Raw genomic sequence first — 21,382 nt, 5'->3', positions numbered from 1 at the left:
CGGCCCGCAGCTCGGAGAGGATGCCGAAGGCGGCGGCCGTGAGCGGCACCGCGAGCAGCATCCCCAGGATGCCGGCGACGCTGGCGCCCGCCGTGATGGTGATCATGACGATGGCGGGGTGCATCTGGACCGTGCGGCTCTGGATCACCGGCTGGAGCACATGCCCCTCGATCACCTGGACCGCCACCACCACTCCCAGCGCCCACAGCGCGGTGACGATGCCGCCGTCGGCCAGCGCCACCAGCACGGCGACGGCGCCGGAGAGGAAGGCGCCGAGGTACGGGATGTAGGCACCCACGAAGACCAGCGCGCCCAGCCCCACCGCGCCCGGCACGCCCAGGATCAGCAGCCCGATGGTGATGAGGGTGGCGTCGATCAACGCGATGAGCGTGGTGCCGCGCATGAAGCCCTCGACCGCCTGGAAGGCCCGCCTGCCCATCGCCTCCAGGTGCGGCCCGCGTCCGCCGGGCGCCAGCGTGTGCAGGGCGGCGGACACCCGGTCGGCGTCGCGCAGGAAGAAGAAGGTCAGCAGCAGCGCAAGCACCGAGATGGCGATCATCTCGCCGACGAGGCTGATGCCGGCCAGCAGCCCGGTCGCGGCCTTGCCGCCGTACCTACGGCCCAGCTCCCTGACGTTGGAGGCTATGTCGTCGAGCGAGCCCGCGATCCCGAAGTGCTCCCGGAACCGGGTGACGACCTGCTTGATGGAGCTGACGATCTGGTCCCCGCTCTCGATCAGCGCGCTGACCACGATGTAGCCGGCGCCGCCGACCACGGCCACGAGCACCAGACAGGTCAGCCCGGCGGCCAGCGAGCGCTGCACCCCCACCCGGATCAGCCGCCGGTGCAGCGGCGCGAGCAGCCCGGTGCCGAGCACCGCGAGCAGCACGGGCGTGACGGCCGCCTTCAGGTGCCAACACAGCCACAGCCCCACCGCCCCCACCCCGGCGACCAGCAGCACCACCCCACACCACGCGGCGACCCGCCGCGCGGCGCGCGGCAGCAGAACACGCTCCCCTGACTCTCCGGTGGCCACCCACCCAGCCCACCACGGGCCCGCCGGGGGCGCCCGCTCAAAGGCCCCGGCGGGGTGACACTCCATCATCTCCGCGAGGGGCGTCGTATCTCCCGTCGTCGTCCAGCCGGAACCAGACGGACTTGGACCGCGGCTGCCGGCCACCGTAGAGGTCGGTCCCCCAGGCGTCGGCGAAGGCGTCCAGAATGCGCAGCCCGCGCCCGCGTTCCGCCTTCTCGGACAGGGCTCTCGGCACGGGGAGGGCGGTGCTGTCGTCGTGGACGTGCACGGTCACCTGACGGTCCGTGACCGTGACGGAGACGGTGACCAGGGGCGCCCGGGTGTGTCGGTGGGCGTTGGTGACCACTTCGGACACGCACAGCTGCGCCACGGAGACGAGCTGGGCATTCCGGTGGCCGGTGGCCAGCAGCAGATCCCTGAGGAACCAGCGCGCCAGGCCGGCGAGAGCGGGTGTGTTGGGCCCGGTGAAGCTGTAGTTCTCGGGCGGACGGCCGGGCGGCGGTACGGGAGCGGTCAAGGCCATCGTCATGTCGTGGTCTCCCAACGCGGACTGTCGCTGCCTGGGTGTGCGTACGGCTCGCCGCCGTGGCATCGCCGACCCGGGGGTGCCCAACGGGTCGACGCCGCCACGGAGTTGCCGGCGTGCCGCGCGGCGTTCACGGGAGACCTTAGGGCACTCGGTAGCAACGTAGCTACTAACTTGGGGAACAACGTAGATCCGTGTTGGACCGCGTCCCCCTACGGGGGCAGACTGCAGCCATGCCACCAAGGACAGTCACGACGGCTCGCCAACGACGGCTGGGCGCCGAGCTTCGGAAGATGCGGGAGGCCGCCGGCCTCAACGCCCGGGAAGCCTCGACACTCCTCGGCATCGATCACACGAGAATCAGCCACATGGAGACGGCGCGGTTCGGCATCGGTTCCGACCGACTGCGGGTCCTCGCCAGCAACTACGGCTGCACGGACCAGGCGTACGTCGACGCACTCATCGCCATGGCGACGGAACGTGACAAGGGTTGGTGGGAGGAGTACCGCGGAATCCTGCCCGCCGGATTTCTCGACCTCTCCGAGCTGGAATCCAGGGCCACATTTCTCCGCACGTACCAGATCGCCCACCTTCCAGGGCTCACCCAGACCGAAGACTACGCGCGAGCCGTTTTCGATTTCACCTTCCCCCGCCTGTCGAAGGAAGACGCCGAGGCGAGAACCGCCCATCGGATGAAACGGGCACACGTCCTCGACCGTCGCGACGGCCCGAAATTCACCGCCGTGGTCCACGAGGCAGCGCTGCGCATGCGCTTCGGTGGCCGGGATTTGGCGCGTAAGCAGCTGGAACACCTGCTCTCCCTGTCGGAGCGGCCGAACTGCACGATCCGCGTGCTCACCTTCGAGGCCGACGGCTTCGCCGGTTCCGGGCAGGCCGTACTGCTCGCCGGCGGCCCACTGCCGCAACTCGACACGGTTCAGCTCGACTCCGCGCACGGCGCACTGTTCCTGGACGCGGAGGCCCAGCTCAACGCCTACCGGGACCTACTCTCGGCGGTGGAGAGACGTAGCCTGAATGCGCGACAGTCGCGAGACCTGATCCGAGAAATCGCGCACACATTGTGAAAGGTCGGGAAATGGCGGAAAACACGTGGCAGCGGTCATCCTTCTGCGGCGGTGGCGGAAACAACTGCATAGAGGTGCGCCCTGAAGGCGGACTGATCCAGATGCGGGAGAGCCAGGCACCGGACACCGTGATCACCATGACCCGCGCACAGCTCGCCGCCTTCGTCCACGGGGCGAAAGCCGGCGAGTACGACCACCTGATCTGACCGGCCACCCCAGAGCGGCCCTCCACCGGCGTGCGGTGGAGGGCCGCTCTGCATATGCCAACCCGAGAGTGCTCAACATAGCTACGGCAACACCATTGCTCCCTCCGGTTGAGTAGCGCTACGGTTGCGGTGCGTCACCGCCGCGGGCACGCACCCGGACGTGTTTTCGTGCCTGCGTTCGGGCACCTCTCAGCTCACTCGTCCGCCCGCCGAGGCAACCGCCGCGCCGAGAACCGGAGCCGCCATGCCCACCCACCCCCTACCGCTCAGCACACTCGGGACCGCATCCCTCTTCAATGTCCCCACCACAGCCGGCCTCGGTGTCCTCTGCGCATGCGTCGTCGCCAAACCCGGGCCATCGGGAATCACCCTGTGCACCACCGCGCAGAAGCGAGCCAGGACCCCGGCCGAAGCCATCGACTGGATCCGCGTAGCCCTCCGCGCCGCCGCACCCGCCCTGCCCCCGCAGAAACGCCGCCACGTCCTCTCCTGGGCCGACGGCGACGGACACCGCACGGCGCTGTCGCAGCTGGAACGCGGCGAGCCGTACGGCATCTCCGTCTATGCGGACGGCGGGAAGATCACCTGGAAGCTGACACCACACGCGCCCTAGCCGTGCTCAGCACAGGTGCGTTACGAGAAGGACGTTCCTGGAAGCCAACCCCTGCGGCGAGTGGGACTGGATACAGCACCACACGGATCTGCCCATCGCTGAGGCCATCGCCGACGAACTGCAAGGAGTGCCCGCATGAGCGACGACCCCGCCCGCGACGAGATCCGTCCGTATCTCAGCGCCCTCGTCGACGGGTTACGCGCAGCGGGAGCGCTCCGCACGCCGCAGTGGGCCGACGCGTTCGGCAAGGTGCCCCGTCACCTCTTCGTGCCCCAGTGGTACAGGCAGGGGACCGACGAGAAGGGCATCGCGGTATGGGAGCGCGCCGACACATCCGACCGCGCGGCATGGCTCTCGGCCGTCTACAGCGATCAGACCCTCGTCACCGCCCTCGACCCCGTCACCGCCGCCCAGGTCGACGACCGCGCCTGGACGGGCGTCCCGACGTCGTCGAGCACCATGCCCGGCCTCATGGCCGGCATGCTGGAAGACCTCGGCGTCGAGGACGGGCACCGGGTGCTGGAAATCGGCACCGGAACCGGCTACAACGCAGCCCTGCTGTCCGCCCGGCTCGGCGCCGGCCTTGTCCACTCGGTCGACGTCGCCCCGGATCTCGTCGAAGCCGCTCGCGGTCGCCTCGCCCAGATCGGTTACACGCCGCACCTGGCCGCCGCCGACGGCCGCGACGGATACCCGGACCAGACCTCGTTCGACCGGACCATCGCCACCTGCTCCGTTCCGGGCATCCCCTCTGCGTGGGTCGAACAGTCCCGGACCGGCGGGGTCATCCTCGCCGACATCGCCCTCGGCATCGAGGGCGGACTCGTCCGCGTCACCGTCGATGAGGAGCGACGCGCCGTGGGCTGCTACACCGCGACCGGGGGACGCTTCATGGCCGCTCGTGGCGACGCCCTGGCCTACCCCCATCAGGCACACGCGCCACAGGTGGCGGAGACCGGCACCCGGCCCACCACCGTCACCGCGGCGGACATCCGGAGCCACTATCCCTTCCGGCTGCTCCTCGCCTTCCACCTGCCCTCCGCCGAGCTCGTCTACCACGCCGACGACGACGGGACCGTGGCGCTGCAGATCCAGCAGCCCGACGGCTCATGGGCCCGCACACCCCTCGCGGGACCTGCGACCGTCACCTACGGCGGCCCGCCTGAACTGTGGCAGCAGGTCGAAGACGCCTGGACCTGGTGGAACGCGCACGATCGCCCCGCCCAAGACCAGTTCGGCTACCGCCGCGACCCGGACGGTAGCCACCACGCATGGCACACCACCACCGGCCGCCGCTGGCTCCTCTGAACCCGGTGGAACACCCGCCCCGAAGGGCGCCGGTGGCGGGGTGCAACGGTGCCCAGACTCTGCCGGCTATCGCGCGACCACGAAGACGAGAGACGCGGCGGCCAGCCCCAGGTAGCCGCCGGGAAACGCGAGGTTGCGGTAGACGCGAGCACGAATGTGTGCGGCGACGGCGCCGATGAAGAACAGGACGAGCCCCGTCGCGGCGGCGACGCCGATGAAGCGGACACCCATGAGCCCGAGCAGGAGCCCGGCGGCTCCCGCGGCCTTGACTGCGGCGAGCCAGGGGAGCCAGAACTCCGGGAGGCCCACCTCGGCGGAGTTGGCGAGGACGAACTCGGCCCTGACCACGTCCGCGACGGCGATCCCGGCGTTGGCCACGATCGCGATGACGGTGATGATCACGTAGGCGGTGAACATGTGCCGGTGCCTCCCTCTCAGCCGAGCACGGCGCTACGACAAGGCTCATCGAGAGGGATCTTGGCGTCCAATACCTGCATCCATAACCTGGAGGCATGGACGTCGACACCCGGCTGCTGCGTTACTTCGCGGCCGTGGCGGAGGAGGGGACCCTCACCCGTGCCGCGGAACGACTGTTCGTCTCCCAGCCGGCGCTCACCAAGCAGATCAAGCAGCTGGAAACCCAGCTCGGCGTGCGGCTGTTCACACGGTCCCACCTCGGCATGACCCTCACCGAAGCGGGCGGGGCCCTGGCAGAGCGGGTGCCCGCCCTGCTGGCCGCCTGGGACCAGGCGATGCGGGAGACCAAAAGCGCGGCCGGCCAGGAGGCCCGCGTGCTGCGGGTCGGCTTTCTGGCCAGCGCCGCCAACGAGGCGACCCCGCGCATCATCGCGGAGTTCGCCCGACGCCGACCGGGCTGGCGGGCGGACATGCGGCAGGCTGCCTGGTCGAATCCGAGCGCCGGGCTCGCCGACGGGGACGTCGACGTCGCCCTGCTGCGGCTGCCCTTCCCCGGCCAGGACGCTCTGCGGACAGCGGTGCTGTTCACCGAGCCCCGCTGGGTCGCTCTCCCCGCGGGGCACCCGTTCGCCGCCCGCGACCTGATCCCCTTCCGCGATCTGTGGGACGAGCCCTTCGTGGCCGCCCCGGCCGAATCAGGACGGTGGCGGGACCACTGGCTGGCCACCGACGAACGCGACGGCCACCCGGTCCGCATCGGCGCCGTCACCGAACAGCCGGACGACTGGCTCAGCGCGATCGCCAACGGCTACGGCATCGCCCTCGCCCCCGCGTCCGCCGCCCGCTTCTACGCCCGCCCCGGCGTCACCTACCGCCCCGTCAGCGGCGTCAGCCCCAGTCGGGTCGGCGTCGCCTGGGCCCCCGCCGACGACACCCATCCCGTCGTCCAGGACTTCGTCCGCTGCTGCCTGGACAACATCCCCCGGCTGGAGGAGCCCCCCGCCTGATCACCCAGCCGGTGGGGCGCGCCCGCACCGGAGGGGGTGGGCGAGCGCCGCGCGGCAGGTGCAGGAACCGCGCGGCGCGTCTGGGTCCGGCCCGGGGCCGGGATGCCACTCGCCCCCGGGGGGGGGCGGGTGGGTGGGGAAGAGGGGGCGCCGGGGCCCTCGGGCGGCTGGGCCAGAAGCCTCGGCCTCCGGGCCGGGAACCTGAACCGGCAGGTCAGGGCCCGGCTCGTACGACCCCTGCGGGGCCGGGCCCGGCGGTCGCACCCGGGCTCGGCCCGGAGGGCTCAGGCGTCGGCCGGGATGGTGCCCAGACGGCCGGCCTGGAAGTCCTCGAAGGCCTGGGCCAGCTCGGCGTGGGTGTTCATCACGAACGGGCCGTAGTGCATCATCGGCTCGCGGATGGGGAGCCCGCCGAGCAGGACGACCTCGAAGTTGGCCGAGCGGGAGTCCTGGGTGCGGTCGGCGCGCAGGGTGAGCGTGTCGCCGGCGCCGAAGACGACGGCCTGGCCCATCCGGAACGGGCGACCCTCCGCACCGGCGAGGCCGCTGCCGGCCAGACCGTAGGCGAGGGCGTTGAAGTCGGCGCGCCAGGGCAGCACGACCTCGGCACCGGGGCTCACCGAAAGGTGGGTCATGGTGATGGGGGTGTGGGTGGCCCCCGGCCCCTCGTGACCCGCGATGTCGCCGGCGATCAGTCGGATCAGCGCGCCGCCGTCGGCCGAGGCGAGCAGCTTGACGCTGCCGCCCCGGATGTCCTGGTACTTCGGCGCGATCATCTTGTCCTTGCGCGGCAGGTTCACCCACAGCTGGAGGCCGTGGAAGAGGCCACCGCTCAGGACGAGCGACTCGGGCGGGGTCTCGATGTGCAGCAGGCCGGAGCCCGCGGTCATCCACTGGGTGTCACCGTCGGTGATCACACCGCCGCCACCGTGCGAGTCCCGGTGCACGAAGGTGCCGTCCATGATGTACGTGACGGTCTCGAAGCCGCGGTGCGGGTGCCAGGGCGTGCCCTTCGGCTCCCCGGCCGCGTAGTCCACCTCGCCCATCTGGTCCATCATGATGAACGGGTCGAGGTGCTTGTAGTCGATGCCCGCGAAGGCGCGGCGGACGGGGAAGCCCTCCCCCTCGAATCCGCTGGGCGCGGTGGCGACACCGAGCACCGGGCGCTGCCGTCCCTCCGCCGGCGCCGCCACGCGCGGGAGGGTCAACGGGTTGTCAACGGTCACAGCTGGCATCACGGCCTCCTCGGTCGTTCAACTTTCAACTTAGTTGAAGGGTGAACGACCCGCAAGGGCGCCTTTATTTCCCAGCCATGTCCGGAATGCGCCTCGACCCCCGCGCCCGCGCCACGAGCGCCAGGTCCCGCGCCCGCGCCACGAGCCCCAGGTCCCGCCCCCACGCGGCAGGAGCCGGGCCCCGCGCCCGCGCGGCAGGAGCCGGGCCCCGCGCCCGCGCGGCAGGAGCCGGGCCTCGCGACCGCGCGGCGAGCGCCGGACTCCCGCCCGCGCCACGAGCGCCGGGCGACGGGCACCCGGACCACCGGCTATCCGTACATCCGCCGCATCGCGAAGTCGACCATCTGCTCCACCGCCTTGGCGTCGAAGACCATCCGGTGGTCCCCCTCCATGTCGAGCACGAAGCCGTAGCCGGTGGGCAGCAGGTCGATCACCTCGGCACCCGTGATCACGAAGTACTTCGACTCCTTGCCCGCGTAGCGGCGCAGCTCCTTCAGCGAGGTGAACATCGGGATGACCGGCTGCTGGGTGTTGTGCAGGGCCAGGAAGCCGGGGTTGTCGCCGCGCGGGCAGTAGACCTTGGAGGTGGCGAAGATCTGCTGGAAGTCCTCGGCCGACATCGACCCCGTGGTGAAGGCCCGGACCGCGTCGGCCAGCGACGGCGGCGACGGCTCGGGGTAGAGCGGCTGCTCGCCGTAGCCCGGCATCTGCATCTCGGGCGACATGTGCATCTGCGGCTGCTGCGGCGGTGGCGGCGGCGCCGCGTAGCCCTGGCCCGCACCCGCGTTCTGGTCGTAGCCGTACATGCGCAGCAGCGTACTGACTGCGGCGCTCCCCGGCTAAAGGGCGCGGTTTCCCGACGTCGACCGACCACCCGCCGTCACCGGACGACCGCACCCAGGGGCCTTGGTCACAGTTGTCCGATAGAGGGTTGCCTCTTATTACCGACGGGTAGCATCATGGCGACTACCGATCGAAGCCTGAAGAGGTCCTGCCTCCCGAGCCTTACGGAGCCCGTCGCCATGGGGCACTACAAGTCGAATCTCCGCGACATCGAGTTCAACCTCTTCGAGGTTCTCGGCCGCGACAAGCTGTACGGCACCGGCCCGTTCGCTGAGATGGACGTCGAGACCGCCAAGAGCGTGCTCTCCGAGATCGCCCGGCTCTCGGAGAACGAGCTCGCCGACTCCTACGCGGACAGCGACCGCAACCCGCCGGTCTTCGACCCCGAGACCAACACCGCCCCCGTCCCGGCCTCCTTCCGGAAGAGCTACGAGGCGTACATGGACGCCGAGTGGTGGCGCCTGGGCGTGCCGGAGGACCTCGGCGGCACCGCCTGCCCGCGCTCGCTGCTCTGGGCCTGCGCGGAGACGATCCTGGGCTCCAACACCCCGATATGGATGTACGCGTCGGGCCCGGCCTTCGCCGGCGTGCTGCACCAGGAGGGCACCGAGGAGCAGCTGAAGATCGCCCAGCAGATGGTGGACAAGCAGTGGGGCTCCACCATGGTGCTGACCGAGCCGGACGCCGGCTCGGACGTGGGCGCCGGCCGCACCAAGGCGATCAAGCAGGAGGACGGCTCCTGGCACATCGAGGGCGTCAAGCGCTTCATCACCTCGGGTGAGCACGACCTCTCCGAGAACATCATCCACTTCGTGCTGGCGCGTCCCGAGGGCGCGGGTCCGGGCACCAAGGGCCTGTCGCTGTTCGTCGTCCCGAAGTACGACTTCGACTGGGAGACCGGCGAGCTCGGCGAGCGCAACGGCGCCTACGCCACCAACGTCGAGCACAAGATGGGCCTGAAGGCCTCCAACACCTGCGAGATGACCTTCGGCGCCAACCACCCGGCCAAGGGCTGGCTGCTCGGCGAGAAGCACGACGGCATCCGCCAGATGTTCAAGATCATCGAGTTCGCCCGGATGATGGTCGGCACGAAGGCCATGGCCACCCTCTCCACCGGCTACCTCAACGCCCTGGAGTACGCCAAGGAGCGGGTGCAGGGCCCGGACCTGGCCGCCTTCACCGACAAGGCCTCGCCGCGCGTCTCCATCACCCACCACCCCGACGTGCGCCGCTCGCTGATGACGCAGAAGGCGTACGCGGAGGGCCTGCGCGCGCTCGTCCTCTACACCGCCAGCGTCCAGGACGAGATCGAGGTCCTGACCGCCGCCGGCGAGGACGCCTCCGCCGCGCACCGCCTCAACGACCTGCTGCTGCCCATCGTCAAGGGCTACGGCTCGGAGAAGGCGTACGAGCAGCTGGCGCAGTCCCTGCAGACCATCGGCGGCTCCGGCTACCTCCAGGAGTACCCGCTGGAGCAGTACATCCGGGACGCCAAGATCGACACCCTCTACGAGGGCACCACCGCCATCCAGGGCCAGGACTTCTTCTTCCGGAAGATCGTCCGCGACCAGGGCCTGGCGCTCACCACCCTCTCCGAGGAGATCAAGAAGTTCCTGGCCGAGGCCGCCGGCGGCGAGGACCTGGCCGCCGCCCGCGACCAGCTCGCCAAGGCCGCGGTGGACCTGGAGGGGATCGTCGGCGCGATGCTGACCGACCTCGCCGCCACCGAGCAGGACGTCAAGGCGATCTACAAGGTCGGCCTCAACGCCACCCGGCTGCTGATGGCCACCGGTGACGTGGCCCTCGGCTACCTGCTGCTCAAGGGTGCCGCCGTCGCCACCGAGAAGCTGCCGTCCGCCTCCGCCAAGGACGTGGCCTTCTACACCGGAAAGATCGCCGCCGCGAAGTTCTTCGCCAAGGAGATCCTGCCGGGCGTCTCCGTGCAGCGCACGATCGCCGAGAGCGTCGACCAGTCGCTGATGGAGCTGGACGAGGCGGCTTACTAGGACGGATGGTGGTTTTCTCCCAGGGGGCTCCGCCCCCTGGACCCCCGGGGCACCACCCCCCGGACCTCCGGGCATCCGCCTTGGACCCCGCCGGGGCCCGCTTCTCCAAGGAGCGGGCCCCGGCCGCTCTTTATCCTGAGGACATGAGCTACGCGTACCGCTTCGACCGCGGCCACACCGACGACCTGCTCTCCTTCCTCGCGGCCGGCCCCTCCCCGTACCACGCGGTGGCAGCCGCCGCCGAGCGCCTGGAGAAGGCCGGCTTCCGTCAGGTCGAGGAGACCGACGCCTGGGACGGCCGGGCGGGCGGCATGTACGTGCTCCGCGGCGGCGCGATCGTCGCCTGGTACGTGCCCGAGGGCGCGAGCCCCGCCACCCCGTACCGCATCGTGGGCGCCCACACCGACTCGCCCAACCTGCGGGTGAAGCCGATCCCGGACACCGGCGCGCACGGCTGGCGGCAGATCGCCGTCGAGATCTACGGCGGCCCGCTGCTCAACACCTGGCTCGACCGCGACCTGGGGCTCGCCGGCCGGCTCTCGCTGCGCGACGGCGGCGAACGCCTGGTCAACATCGACAGACCCCTGCTGCGCGTGCCCCAACTCGCCATCCACCTCGACAGGTCGGTCAACACCGAGGGCCTCAAGCTCGACCGCCAGCGCCACATGACCCCCATCTGGGGCCTCGGCGACACCCGCGAGGGCGACCTGCTGCGCTTCCTCGCCGAGGAGTGCGGGGTGCACGCGGCCGACATCACCGGCTGGGACCTGATGACCCACAGCGTGGAGCCCCCGGCCTATCTGGGCCGCGACGGGGAGCTGGTGGCCGGTCCGCGGATGGACAACCTGCTGTCGGTGCACGCCGGTACGGCCGCGCTCGCCGCCGTCGCCTCCCGCACCGACCGCACCACCCCGCTGCCGTACATCCCGGTGCTCGCCGCCTTCGACCACGAGGAGAACGGCAGCCAGTCCGACACCGGCGCCGAGGGCCCGCTGCTCGGCAACGTGCTGGAGCGCTCGGTCTTCGCCCGCGGCGGCAGCTACGAGGACCGGGCACGGTCCCTCGCCGGCACCGTCTGCCTGTCCTCCGACACCGGCCACGCCGTCCACCCCAACTACGCCGACCGCCACGAGCCGGGCCACCACCCGGTGCCCAACGGCGGCCCCATCCTCAAGGTCAACGTCAACCAGCGGTACGCCACCGACGGCCGCGGCCGGTCCGTCTTCGCCGCCGCCTGCGAGCGCGCCGGCGTGCCGTGGCAGAGCTTCGTCTCGAACAACGCGGTGCCCTGCGGCACCACCATCGGCCCCATCACCGCCGCCCGACACGGCATCACCACCGTCGACATCGGTGTCGCGATCCTGTCCATGCACTCGGCGCGCGAGCTGTGCGGCGCCGACGACCCCCATCTGCTGGCCACCGCCCTCGCCTCGTTCCTGGAAGGCTGAGGTGGAGTTCGGACTGCTCGGCCCGGTAGCCGTCGCCACCCCCGGGCACGGACCGCTGCCCCTGGGCCCGACCAAGCGGCGCAGCGTGCTGGCCATGCTGCTGCTCCAGCCCAACACCACCGTCTCGGTGGAGCAGTTGATCGCCTGTCTGTGGGAGGAGGAGCCGCCGGTCCACGCGCGCACGGTCATCCAGGGCCATGTCTCCCAGCTCCGCGCCGCCCTCGCCACCGGGGGCGCGGAGGCGTACGGCGTCGAGCTGGACACCGTCGGCCGCGCCTACCGGCTGCGCACCCCGGAGACGCTGGTGGACGCGCACCGGTTCAGCGAACTGGCCGCGCTGGCCCGGCCGGAGGACGAGCCGGCCCACGCCATCGACCTGCTCCGCGAGGCGCTGTCGCTGTGGCGCGGCCCGGCCCTGACCGGCACCGTCTCCAGCCCCCCGTTCGCCGCGGCCGCGCACGCGCTGGAGGAGCGCCGCCTGGCCGCCGTGGAGTCCCTCGCCACCGCCCACGTCACGCTGGGCGAACACGACCGCGCCGCCGCCGCCCTGGCCCCCCAGGCCGCCGCCCACCCCCTCCGCGAGGGGCTCGTGGCCGCCCTCATGCTCGCCCTCTACCGCATCGGCCGGCAGTCCGACGCCATCGACTGCTACCACCGCACCCGCCGGATGCTCGCCGACGACCTCGGCGTCGACCCGGGCGAACGGCTGCGCGGGGCCTATGAGGAGATCATCACCGGGGCCCCGACCCGCCGCCCGGAGCCCCACGGACACCCGTCCGGTCGGCCCGCTCCGTACGGGGCGCCGTCCCCCGCCGGCCCCGGCACCGGCCCCGGCTCCGGCCCCGGCTCCGGCCTCGGCAGGCCGAAGGACACCACCGCCCCCCAGCAGCCGGGAGACACTCCCGCCGTGTCGTGGGGCGTGGGTCCGGCGGGCGGGACCGAGGCCGCCGTGCCCCGCCCGCGATGGGCGCGGCCGGCGGACCCCGCCGCCTCCGGGGGCGAGGCCCCCGCGACGCCCGCGCCGCAGCTGCTGCCGCGGCCGCCCGCCGGATTCCTGGGCAGGGACGCGGAGTTGGCGCAGCTCACCCGGCTGGCGCTGCCGGAGGCGGAGTGCGCGGAGGACAGCAGGGTGGCCCTGGTGACCGGGCCGGCGGGAGTCGGCAAGACGGCGCTGGCGGTGCGCTGGGGGCACGCGCACGCGAGGGCCTTCCCCGACGGGCGGCTCTTCGCCGACCTGCGCGGGTTCAGCGCGCAGGAGTCGGCCGAACCCGCCCACATCCTGCGGGACTTCCTGCTGACCCTGGGTGTGGCCGCCGACCGCATACCCGAGTCGGTGGAGGCGGCCTCCGCGCTGTACCGGTCGCTGGCGGCCGGCCGCCGGCTGCTGGTGGTGCTGGACAACGCGGGCAGCTCCGCCCAGGTGCGTCCCCTGCTGCCGGCCGGCCTGAACTGCGTGACCCTGGTGACCAGCCGCAGTCGGCTGGACGGGCTGGTGGCCACCGACTCGGCCCGCTCGCTGCGGCTGCACCCGCTCGGCCCCCAGGACGGCGTGGCGCTGCTCGGCGCCGTGCTCGGGCCCGATCGCGTCGCCGAGGATCCGGCGGCGGCCCAGGAGCTGGTCGCGCTCTGCAACGGGCTGCCGCTGGCGCTGCGCGCGGCCGCCGCCCAGCTCACCGCCCGCCCCCGCTGGCGGCTCGCCCGCCTCGCCGCCGCGCTGCGCGACGAGCGCCAGCGGCTCGCCCTGCTCTCCGCCGAGGACACCGGCGTGGCGGCGGCCCTGCGGGCCTCCGTCGCCCGGCTCTCGGCCGACGACGTACGGCTCCTCGCCACCCTCGGCACCGGCTTCGCCCGAGAGGTGGACGCGGCCGCGGTGGCCGCGGTGGCCGGCGCCGACCCCGAGCGCACCAGGGACGCGCTGGACCGGCTGGCCGAGATGCACCTGATCGACGAGGAGGCCACCAACCGGTACGTCATGACGGACCTGGTCAAGCTGTTCGCCCAGGACGAGGAGGGCCCGACGGAGCCGCGTGAGGGGGACGGTCGCTACCGTTAACGACGGACACCCCGATCGCGTTAGCGAGACGTTAGCGGCGCGGCAACGGGCTGGCAGTGAAGCGGCAGCGCGGCACGGCAGGCTCATAGCCGTACCGACCGACAGGCCGTCACCAGCCGCTCGCTTCACCCTCGGGGGACCCGTCATGAGCATCAACTCCGCCGCCCGCCGCGCCCGCCTCCACTCCGTTCGCATCGCCGCCACCGCCGTGGCCGCGCTGGCCGCCACGGTCGTGCTGAGCGCCTGCGGCTCCGACGACGACGGGGTGAAGAAGTCCCGGGGTCAGGCGAGCACCACGGTGACGCCGGAGGCGGACGCGCCGCAGGGTGCCGGGGGCACCGAGGCGGACACCGCGTCGACCGGGAAGACCGGCGGCAACGGCGGTACGGGCGGCGGCGCCCACAAGCCCGGCTCCGGCGCGACCGACGTGACGGGCGGCTCCGGCACCCAGGGGAAGAACGGTGGCACGGGCACCGGCACCGGCGCAGAGAAGAACGGTGGCACCGGCGCAGAGAAGAACGGCGGCTCGGACACCGCGAAGAACGGCGGCACCGGCGGCGGCACCGAGAAGGGCGCCATCACGCCGTGCACCAACGCCGGCACCTCGCTCAGCGTCGCCCCCGCCAAGCGCCCGGTCAACTACCAGCTGATCACCCTGACCAACACCGGAAGCCGCACCTGCACGGTGATCAGCTTCCCGGTGGTGACCTTCGGCCCCGACCTGGACGGCTCCGCCGACAAGCGCCGGGACACCCACCCGCAGGCCGTGGTGACCCTGAAGCCGGGCGAGTCGGCCTACGCCGGGCTGAACACCAGCCCGGCGGACCAGCAGGACGACGGCAAGCGCCCGCACGCCACGTCGATCTCGGTGGACCTGATGAAGGAGGACGGCGCGACCTATGTCGGCCAGCCGCGCCGCTCGCCGGTCTCGGACCTCTTCGTCTCCGACCCGACCGTCACTGCCTGGCAGCAGGACGTCGCCGACGCCCTCCTCTGAGCGCCCGCACCGAAGCGCCCGAGGCCGGGCGCCCGCACCGAAGCGCCCGAGGCCGGGCGCCCGGACCCGAACGACGTCAGGCGTCCATGCCCGCCAGCACCAGCGGCAGCCGGGGCGTGCCCTCCGCGGTCACGCGGACCGGCACGCCCCAGTCCTGTTGGTGGACATGGCAGGCGGGGTACTCGTTGGCCGGGTCGTCGTCGCAGGAGGCGGCCATCGCGGAGACGTGCAGCACGCCCTCCGTGACGCCCTCGGCGAGCACCAGCTCCCGGCTCAGATCGGTCCCCTGGCCCGCGCCCTCGGCCAGCAGCTCCGGCGGGGTGGAGCTGACCAGCAGCCGGGTCGAGGGCCCGTAGCGGGTGTCGAGCTTCTGACCGGCCGGCGCCTGGAAGATCACGTCCAGCCGGAGGGTGCCCGGGGCGACCTCGGTGGCCGCGCGCTGAGTGCGGTGCGCCACCGCCTCCACCCGCACGGCCTCCTCGGGCAGGCGCAGCCGCGTCAGCCGGTGCCGCGCGGACTCCACCACCACGATGTCCCCGTCGACCAGCACCGCGTCGGAGGGCTCGCGCAGATCGGTGGCGAGGGTGGTGACCTCGCCGGTGGCGGGCTCGTAGCGACGCAGCGCGTGGTTGTACGTGTCGCTGACCGCGACCGAGCCGTCGGGCAGCGCGGTGACGCCCAGCGGGTGCTGGAACAGCGCCTGGTCGGCGGTGCCGTCGCGGTGGCCGAAGTCGAAGAGCCCGGTGCCGACGGCGGTGTGCACCACCAGCTCCCGGTCGATCCAGCGCAGCGCGCTGGTCTCGGAGTCGGCGATCCACAGCCGGTCCTCGGTGGCGGCGAGCCCCGAGGGCTGGGCGAACCACGCCTCGGCCGCGGGCCCGTCGACCAGCCCCTCGTTGGTCGTGCCGGCGGCGACCGCGACGGTGCCCTCCGCCGGGTCGTAGGTCCACAGCTGGTGGACGCCGGCCATCGCGATCCACAGCCGGTCGGCGAACCAGGCCAGGTCCCACGGCGAGGAGAGGTCCACCTCCCGGGCGGGCCCGCTCGTCGCCGAGCCCTGCCACCACTGACGGCCGGTGCCGGCGATCGTGGTCACCTCACCGGTGGCCGGGTCGAGCCGGCGCAGGGCGTGGTTGACGGTGTCGGCGACGACCACCGCGCCGTCCGGCAGCGACGCGAGCCCCTGCGGCTCGCTGAACCGGGTCTGCTCGGCCGGCCCGTCGACGAGGCCGCGCTCGCCGGTGCCGATCCGCCGCACCACCGTCTCCCCGTCGGCGGCCAGCTCCACGAGCTGGTGCCGGGTGGTGTCGGAGACCAGGAAGCCGCCGCCCTCCAGCAGCAGCGCCTTGCCGGGGAAGCGCAGATCGGTGGCGACCGGCTCCGGCGCCACATACGGGCCGTCGCCGCGGCGCAGCGTGCCCTTGGCCCCGTGCTCCGCCTCCAGCTCGGCCACCAGCGTGGCGATGGCGTGCGCATGGCCCTCGCCGGCGTGCTGGGCGACCACATAGCCCTCGGGGTCGATCACCACCAGCGTCGGCCAGGCCCGCACCGCGTACTGCTTCCAGGTGGCGAGCTCCGGGTCGTCCAGCACCGGGTGGTGCACCTCGTACCGCTCCACGGCGTCGACGACCGCCTGGTGATCGGCCTCGTGCACGAACTTCGGGGAGTGCACCCCGATGATCACCAGGGTGTCGCGGTGCTTCTCCTCCAGCTCCCGCAGCTCGTCCAGGACGTGCAGGCAGTTCACACAGCAGAACGTCCAGAAGTCCAGGATCACGATGCGCCCGCGCAGCGCGGCGAGCGAGAGATCGGTACCACCGGTGTTCAGCCAGCCGCCCCTGCCGATGAGCTCGGGGGCGCGGACGCGTGCACGTGTAGCCATGTCGACATCCAACCTCACCCCCCGGGGGCCCATTCCCGGCGTCCGACATCCGGGACGCCCGGTGTCGTACGGCGGACACCCGGTACGGGGTCACGCCGGACACGCGGCCCGACGGACACCCGGCACGGCGGTCACGACGGACACCCGTACGGCGGTCAGGCCGGACGACGGGCCCCCGGTACGGCGCGTCCCGCTACAGCCGCCGGTCCTTCAGCGCCGGGAACTCCTCGCGGGTCTTGGCCACCCGCGCCAGGTCCAGCTCGACGCTGAGCACCTCCTCCTCGGCGCCCGCCTCGGCGAGGACCTCGCCCCAGGGGTCGACGACGATGCTGTGCCCGGCCTGCGGAACGCCGCCGTGGGTGCCGGCGGTGCCGCAGGCGAGGACGTACGCCTGGTTCTCCACGGCGCGGGCGCGGGCCAGCAGGGTCCAGTGCTCGCGGCGGCGGGCCGGCCAGCCGGCGGGGATCACCAGCAGCTGGGCGCCGCCGTCGACCAACAGCCGGAACAGCTCGGGGAAGCGCAGGTCGTAGCAGGTGGCCAGGCCCAGGGTGACCCCGGGCAGGGAGACGGTGACGGCCTCCTCGCCCGGCGCCATCATGACCGCCTCGCCCTGGTCGAAGCCGAAGCGGTGGATCTTGCGGTAGGTGCGGACCAGCGCACCGTCGGGCGCGAAGACCAGCGAGGTGTTGTAGAGGACACCGCCCTCGGCCCGCTCCACGACGGAGCCCGCGTGCAGCCACAGCCGCGCGTCGCGGGCGGCCGCCGACATCGCCTCGGCGGTGGGCCCGTCGAGGGCCTCGGCCTCGGCGGCGAAGGACTCGTAGGCGAAGGCACCGACCGGCCACAGCTCCGGCAGCACCACCAGGTCCGCCCGGCCCTCCTGCTCGCGGACCAGTCCGGCGGCGCGCTCCCGGCGCCTTTCCACCGACTCGTCCGGGTCCACACCGATCTGGATCAGGGAGGCGCGCACAACTACCACCGCTCTCATCGTGTCGAGTCACGTCGAGCCACGTCGGTCCGGTCACCGGGACCTACGAGGAGCCTTACGCAGAGCCTACGATCAGAGGCGAAAGACCTGCCGGGGTGCCCTTGCGCAGCGTAACTTAATCGCCTAACAGCACCCAGCCCGCGTACAACCGCCCGAGGGGTCCCGTGACCGTCCATCCCAGCCTGCAGACCTCCGTCGACGCTTGGACCCATTCCGTCGAAGCGATATCCGAGTTGGTGGCGCCACTCGTGGAGGGCGAGTGGAACCGGGCCACCGAATGCCCCGGTTGGTCGGTGCGGGACGTCGTCTCGCACGTCATCGGCCTGGAGACCGAGATGCTCGGCGACCCCCGCCCGATCCACTCGCTGCCGCGCGACCTGTTCCACGTCACCGACGAACTCTCCCGGTACATGGAGGTTCAGGTGGATGTGCGGCGCTGCCACACCGCGCCCGAGATGACGTCCGAACTGGAGTACACCGTCATCCGCCGGTCCCGCCAGCTGCGCAACGAGAAGCGGTCCCCCGACACCCTGGTGCGCGGCCCGCTCGGCGGCGCGGAGGTCACCCTGGAACACGCCCTGCTGCTGCGGGCCTTCGACGTCTGGGTGCACGAACAGGACCTGCGCCGGGCGCTGAACCAGCCCGGCAACCTGGACTCCCCCGGCGCCCACGTCGCCCGTGACGTGCTTCTGGACGGCCTGCCCGAGATCGTCGCCAAGCTCGCCGCCGCGCCCGCCCACTCGACCGTGGTGCTCGACGTCACCGGCCCCGTGGAGTTCATGCGCACCGTCCGCGTCGACGCCGAGGGGCGCGCGACGCTCGACGGCAGCGTCTCGCTCGGGCCCACCGTCACGCTCTCCATGGACTGGGAGACGTATGTGCGGCTGAGCTGCGGCCGGGTGCGCCCGGAGGCCGTCGCCGACCGGCTCAAGACCGATGGCGACCTGGAGCTCGCCCAGGCGATCCTGCGGAACTTCTCCCTGACCCCGTAGCCGATCCCCCTGGCCGGACCCTGCTACCGGACCCCGTGGCCGGCGCCCCTGGCCCTCGCGGCCGGTCGCGCGACAATCGAGGTATGACCGAGCGCAAGCCCCCCGGCGTCAGCTTCGAGTCGTTCGCCGACAAGCAGATACGCGAGGCCGAGGCCCGCGGCGACTTCGCCGACCTGCCCGGCTTCGGAAAGCCCCTTCCCGGCCTCGACGTGCCGTACGACGAGGAGTGGTGGATCAAGCGCAAGATGGCCCGCGAGCACCTGTCCGTGCTGCCTCCGACGCTCGCCCTGCGGAGGGACGCGGAGGACGCGCTCGCCGCGGCGGAGCACGCCGCGAGCGAGTCCCAGGTGCGCCGGATCATCGCCGAGATCAACGAGAGGATCCGGGAGAACCTCCGGCGCCCGCCCAGCGGTCCCCCGCTGGGCCTGACGCCCTTCGACCCGGAGGCCGTCGTACGCGACTGGCGTGAACGCCGCCACGGCGCCTGAGAGCCTGCCGGCGTACGCAGGGGCTCCGCGGGACGTGCCTGCATGGGCCGTCGATCGTCTGCGGGTCCGTTGTCGCTGGTCGCGCCCACGCGGCGGCAGCCGCACATCTGGCACAGCCCCGCGCCCCTTCGGGCGCTGCTGCGCCACAGCCGAATTCACTACAGCCGCTCAGGCCGGTACGTGGACGGCCTCCACGCGGCTGGCCACCACCCGCTCCCGCTCCCGTCGGTGCGCGCGTCCGCGCAGCCGCAGGATCTGGGCGGTGCCCAGCGCCTGGAGTACGAAGATCGAGGCGAAGGCGGCCCGGTAGTCGTCGCCGGTGGCGTCCAGGAGCACGCCGATGGCCAGCAGGGTGGTCATGGACGCGATGAAACCGCCCATGTTGACGATGCCGGAGGCGGTGCCGATGCGCTCGGGCGGGTTGGCCGGCCGGGCGAAGTCGAAACCGATCATTGAGGCGGGGCCGCAGGCGCCCAGCACCACGCAGAGCGTGATCAGCAGCCACAGCGGGGCGTGCCCGCGCGGCCAGGTCAGCACCGCCGCCCAGCTGAGCGCGGTAGCGGCGACGGTGCCCAGCGCCAGCGGCGTACGGGCCGCGTGGTGGCGGGCGATGATCTGCCCGTAGACCAGACCGATCACCATGCTGGAGAGCACCACCAGGGTCAGCAGCTCGCTGGCGGTCGCACGGGACAGCCCCTGCGCCTCCACCAGGAACGGCATCCCCCACAGCAGCAGGAAGACCAGGGCGGGGAACTGGCCGGTGAAGTGCACCCACATCCCCAGCCGGGTGCCCGGCTCCCGCCAGGCGTCGGCGATCTGCCGCCGGACGAAGCCACGGCCGCCGCCGCGGGCCGCCGGGGGCGGCTCGTGCCCCTTGGGGTGGTCGCGCAGGAAGAGCACCGCCAGCGACACCACCAGCGCCCCGCCGACGGCGCTGCCCGCGAAGGTGCGCGTCCAGCCGAAGTGGTGCAGCAGTTGGGCGAGGACCAGCGTCGAGATCAGGTTGCCCGCCATCCCGCACAACGCCGCCACCTGGGCTATCAGCGGACCCCTGCGCGCGGGGAACCAGCGGGCGCCCAGCCGCAGCACGCTGATGAAGGTCATCGCGTCCCCGCAGCCGAGCAGCGCGCGGGAGGCCAGCGCCATGCCGTAGGAGTGCGAGAAGGCGAAGCCGGTCTGGCCCAGGGTGAAGAGCAGCGCGCCCAGCGTGAGGACCTTGCGGGTGCCCAGCCGGTCGACCATCAGGCCGACGGGTATCTGCATGCCGGCGTAGACCAGCAGTTGGAGGATGGAGAAGGTGGACAGCGCGGAGGCGTTGATGTCGAAGCGCTCCGCCGCGTCCAGCCCCGCGACTCCCAGACTGGTCCGGTAGGTGATGGCGACGAAGTAGACCGCCACGCCCAGCCCCCAGACGAGGACCGCGCGGCGCCCGCCCGGTGGGTCGCCGGGCAGGGCGGCTATCTCTCCCCCCGCCGTGCTCATCGCACGTCACCGCGGGCGAGGTTGCGCACCCATCCCACGTGCCGGTGCACCACGGCGGCGGCCGCGTCCGCGTCGCCCGCGCGCAGCGCGTCGAGGATCTCGCCGTGCTCGGCGATGTTCTTCGCGATCCGGTCGGGGTGGGCGTGCATCACGGCGACGCCCATCCGCAGCTGTCGGTCGCGCAACTGGTCGTAGAGCCGGTAGAGGATCTGGTTGCCCGCGCTGCGGACGATCTCGGCGTGGAAGGCGCGGTCGCTGTCGGCGACGGCGGCCAGGTCGCCGGCGTCCGCGTGCCGCTGCTGCTCGGCGAGGAGCAGCGCCAGCCGGTCCAGCAGCTCGGCGCGCGGCGCCGGGGCGGCCCTGCGCACCGCGTGCTCCTCGACCAGCAGCCGGGTCTCCACCACGTCGGCGATCTCCTGCGCCGACACCGGCAGCACCAGGGCGCCCTTCTTGGGGTAGAGCTTGATCAGCCCCTCGACCTCCAGGCGCAGCAGGGCCTCCCGGACGGGGGTGCGGGAGACGCCGACCGCCTCGGCGAGATCGCCCTCGGTCAGCAGCGTGCCGCCCTCGTAGCTGCGGTCGAGGACGGCACGTTTGACGTGGGCGTAGACGCGCTCGGCGGCGGGTGGCTGCTTGGCCGACGCGGGGGCCGCCGCGGAGGGTGAGGCGGTTTCGGCCCCCGCGGCGGAGGCAAGCGGGCGATGGGCTGCGGGAGCGGGGGCGGGGGCCATGAACACATCATAGATACAACACGTATACGTGGGCAGGGC

General features: G+C 72.4%; 19 protein-coding genes and 1 pseudogene. 11 read left to right on the top strand and 9 right to left on the bottom strand.

All coding sequences use genetic code 11. The annotated features are described in order from the left end of the window. Positions 1–4 precede the first annotated feature (4 nt). Together LRS74_RS17005 and LRS74_RS17000 are read right to left on the bottom strand one after the other, a co-directional pair. Positions 5–1,036 (bottom strand): annotated as a pseudogene (locus LRS74_RS17005) (AI-2E family transporter); the annotation flags it as partial. A 37-nt stretch (positions 1,037–1,073) separates the two neighbouring features. After that, positions 1,074–1,565, bottom strand: a complete 492-nt coding sequence (locus tag LRS74_RS17000) for an ATP-binding protein (protein WP_277741793.1) — start codon at positions 1,563–1,565, stop codon at positions 1,074–1,076. Between the two features lie 230 nt (positions 1,566–1,795). Between LRS74_RS17000 and LRS74_RS16995 the strand changes: the two genes are divergently transcribed. The 4 genes from LRS74_RS16995 to LRS74_RS16980 all read left to right on the top strand — a co-directional run bounded on the left by LRS74_RS16995 (position 1,796) and on the right by LRS74_RS16980 (position 4,774). Then, positions 1,796–2,647 (top strand): helix-turn-helix transcriptional regulator, encoded by an 852-nt coding sequence (locus tag LRS74_RS16995; RefSeq protein WP_277741792.1) that lies wholly within the window; start codon positions 1,796–1,798, stop codon positions 2,645–2,647. Between the two features lie 11 nt (positions 2,648–2,658). After that, on the top strand, positions 2,659–2,853 hold the full coding sequence (locus LRS74_RS16990) for a DUF397 domain-containing protein (protein ID WP_277741791.1): 195 nt from the start codon (positions 2,659–2,661) through the stop codon (positions 2,851–2,853). Positions 2,854–3,097: 244 nt separating this feature from the next. Then, positions 3,098–3,466, top strand: coding sequence for a hypothetical protein (locus tag LRS74_RS16985; protein ID WP_277741790.1), 369 nt, complete (start codon positions 3,098–3,100; stop codon positions 3,464–3,466). A 135-nt stretch (positions 3,467–3,601) separates the two neighbouring features. Beyond that, positions 3,602–4,774, top strand: coding sequence for a methyltransferase domain-containing protein (locus LRS74_RS16980; RefSeq protein ID WP_277741789.1), 1,173 nt, complete (start codon positions 3,602–3,604; stop codon positions 4,772–4,774). A gap of 66 nt (positions 4,775–4,840) precedes the next feature. On the opposite strand, the gene LRS74_RS16975 is transcribed toward LRS74_RS16980, so the two are convergent. Next, positions 4,841–5,191 (bottom strand): DoxX family protein, encoded by a 351-nt coding sequence (locus LRS74_RS16975; protein ID WP_277741788.1) that lies wholly within the window; start codon positions 5,189–5,191, stop codon positions 4,841–4,843. 95 nt (positions 5,192–5,286) lie between these two features. Between LRS74_RS16975 and LRS74_RS16970 the strand changes: the two genes are divergently transcribed. Continuing rightward, positions 5,287–6,198 carry a LysR family transcriptional regulator gene (locus LRS74_RS16970; RefSeq protein WP_277741787.1) on the top strand — a complete coding sequence of 304 codons (912 nt, stop codon included), beginning with the start codon at positions 5,287–5,289 and terminating at the stop codon, positions 6,196–6,198. Positions 6,199–6,482: 284 nt separating this feature from the next. Here the strand turns inward: LRS74_RS16970 and LRS74_RS16965 are convergent, their stop codons facing one another. Both LRS74_RS16965 and LRS74_RS16960 read right to left on the bottom strand, forming a co-directional pair. Continuing rightward, positions 6,483–7,433: a pirin family protein gene (locus LRS74_RS16965; RefSeq protein ID WP_277741786.1), complete on the bottom strand. Its 951-nt coding sequence runs from the start codon at positions 7,431–7,433 to the stop codon at positions 6,483–6,485. Positions 7,434–7,741: 308 nt separating this feature from the next. Next, positions 7,742–8,239, bottom strand: a complete 498-nt coding sequence (locus LRS74_RS16960) for an SseB family protein (protein ID WP_277741785.1) — start codon at positions 8,237–8,239, stop codon at positions 7,742–7,744. 216 nt (positions 8,240–8,455) lie between these two features. On the opposite strand from LRS74_RS16960, the gene LRS74_RS16955 reads away from it, so the two are divergent. From LRS74_RS16955 to LRS74_RS16940, 4 genes are all read left to right on the top strand, one after another. Further along, positions 8,456–10,282, top strand: coding sequence for an acyl-CoA dehydrogenase (locus LRS74_RS16955; RefSeq protein WP_277741784.1), 1,827 nt, complete (start codon positions 8,456–8,458; stop codon positions 10,280–10,282). A gap of 143 nt (positions 10,283–10,425) precedes the next feature. Beyond that, positions 10,426–11,730, top strand: a complete 1,305-nt coding sequence (locus tag LRS74_RS16950; RefSeq protein ID WP_277741783.1) for a M18 family aminopeptidase — start codon at positions 10,426–10,428, stop codon at positions 11,728–11,730. Between the two features lies 1 nt (position 11,731). Further along, positions 11,732–13,783 carry an AfsR/SARP family transcriptional regulator gene (locus LRS74_RS16945; protein WP_277741782.1) on the top strand — a complete coding sequence of 684 codons (2,052 nt, stop codon included), beginning with the start codon at positions 11,732–11,734 and terminating at the stop codon, positions 13,781–13,783. 145 nt (positions 13,784–13,928) lie between these two features. Further along, a complete protein-coding gene (locus LRS74_RS16940) occupies positions 13,929–14,780 on the top strand; it encodes a DUF4232 domain-containing protein (protein WP_277741781.1) in 852 nt (283 codons plus the stop codon). 76 nt (positions 14,781–14,856) lie between these two features. Here LRS74_RS16940 and LRS74_RS16935 read toward each other — a convergent pair whose 3' ends face one another. After that, positions 14,857–16,662 carry an NHL domain-containing thioredoxin family protein gene (locus LRS74_RS16935; protein WP_277741780.1) on the bottom strand — a complete coding sequence of 602 codons (1,806 nt, stop codon included), beginning with the start codon at positions 16,660–16,662 and terminating at the stop codon, positions 14,857–14,859. A 193-nt stretch (positions 16,663–16,855) separates the two neighbouring features. Continuing rightward, positions 16,856–17,632 carry a carbon-nitrogen family hydrolase gene (locus LRS74_RS16930; protein ID WP_277744792.1) on the bottom strand — a complete coding sequence of 259 codons (777 nt, stop codon included), beginning with the start codon at positions 17,630–17,632 and terminating at the stop codon, positions 16,856–16,858. Between the two features lie 182 nt (positions 17,633–17,814). Here LRS74_RS16930 and LRS74_RS16925 point away from each other — a divergent pair, with 182 nt between their 5' ends. Next, the gene (locus LRS74_RS16925) at positions 17,815–18,642 is read left to right on the top strand and encodes a maleylpyruvate isomerase family mycothiol-dependent enzyme (protein WP_277741779.1); all 828 of its coding nucleotides are present in this window, start codon (positions 17,815–17,817) and stop codon (positions 18,640–18,642) included. Positions 18,643–18,725: 83 nt separating this feature from the next. After that, positions 18,726–19,130, top strand: a complete 405-nt coding sequence (locus LRS74_RS16920) for a DUF1992 domain-containing protein (protein WP_277741778.1) — start codon at positions 18,726–18,728, stop codon at positions 19,128–19,130. 168 nt (positions 19,131–19,298) lie between these two features. Here the strand turns inward: LRS74_RS16920 and LRS74_RS16915 are convergent, their stop codons facing one another. Further along, on the bottom strand, positions 19,299–20,612 hold the full coding sequence (locus LRS74_RS16915) for an MFS transporter (protein WP_277741777.1): 1,314 nt from the start codon (positions 20,610–20,612) through the stop codon (positions 19,299–19,301). Next, positions 20,609–21,343: a GntR family transcriptional regulator gene (locus LRS74_RS16910; protein ID WP_277741776.1), complete on the bottom strand. Its 735-nt coding sequence runs from the start codon at positions 21,341–21,343 to the stop codon at positions 20,609–20,611. Before LRS74_RS16910 ends, LRS74_RS16915 begins: the two co-directional genes overlap by 4 nt. Positions 21,344–21,382 lie beyond the last annotated feature (39 nt).

This window comes from Streptomyces sp. LX-29, from assembly GCF_029541745.1.
GTDB lineage: Bacteria > Actinomycetota > Actinomycetes > Streptomycetales > Streptomycetaceae > Streptomyces.
Note: the sequence above shows the minus strand (reverse complement) of the source record. Positions and strands in the feature narration are given on the sequence as shown.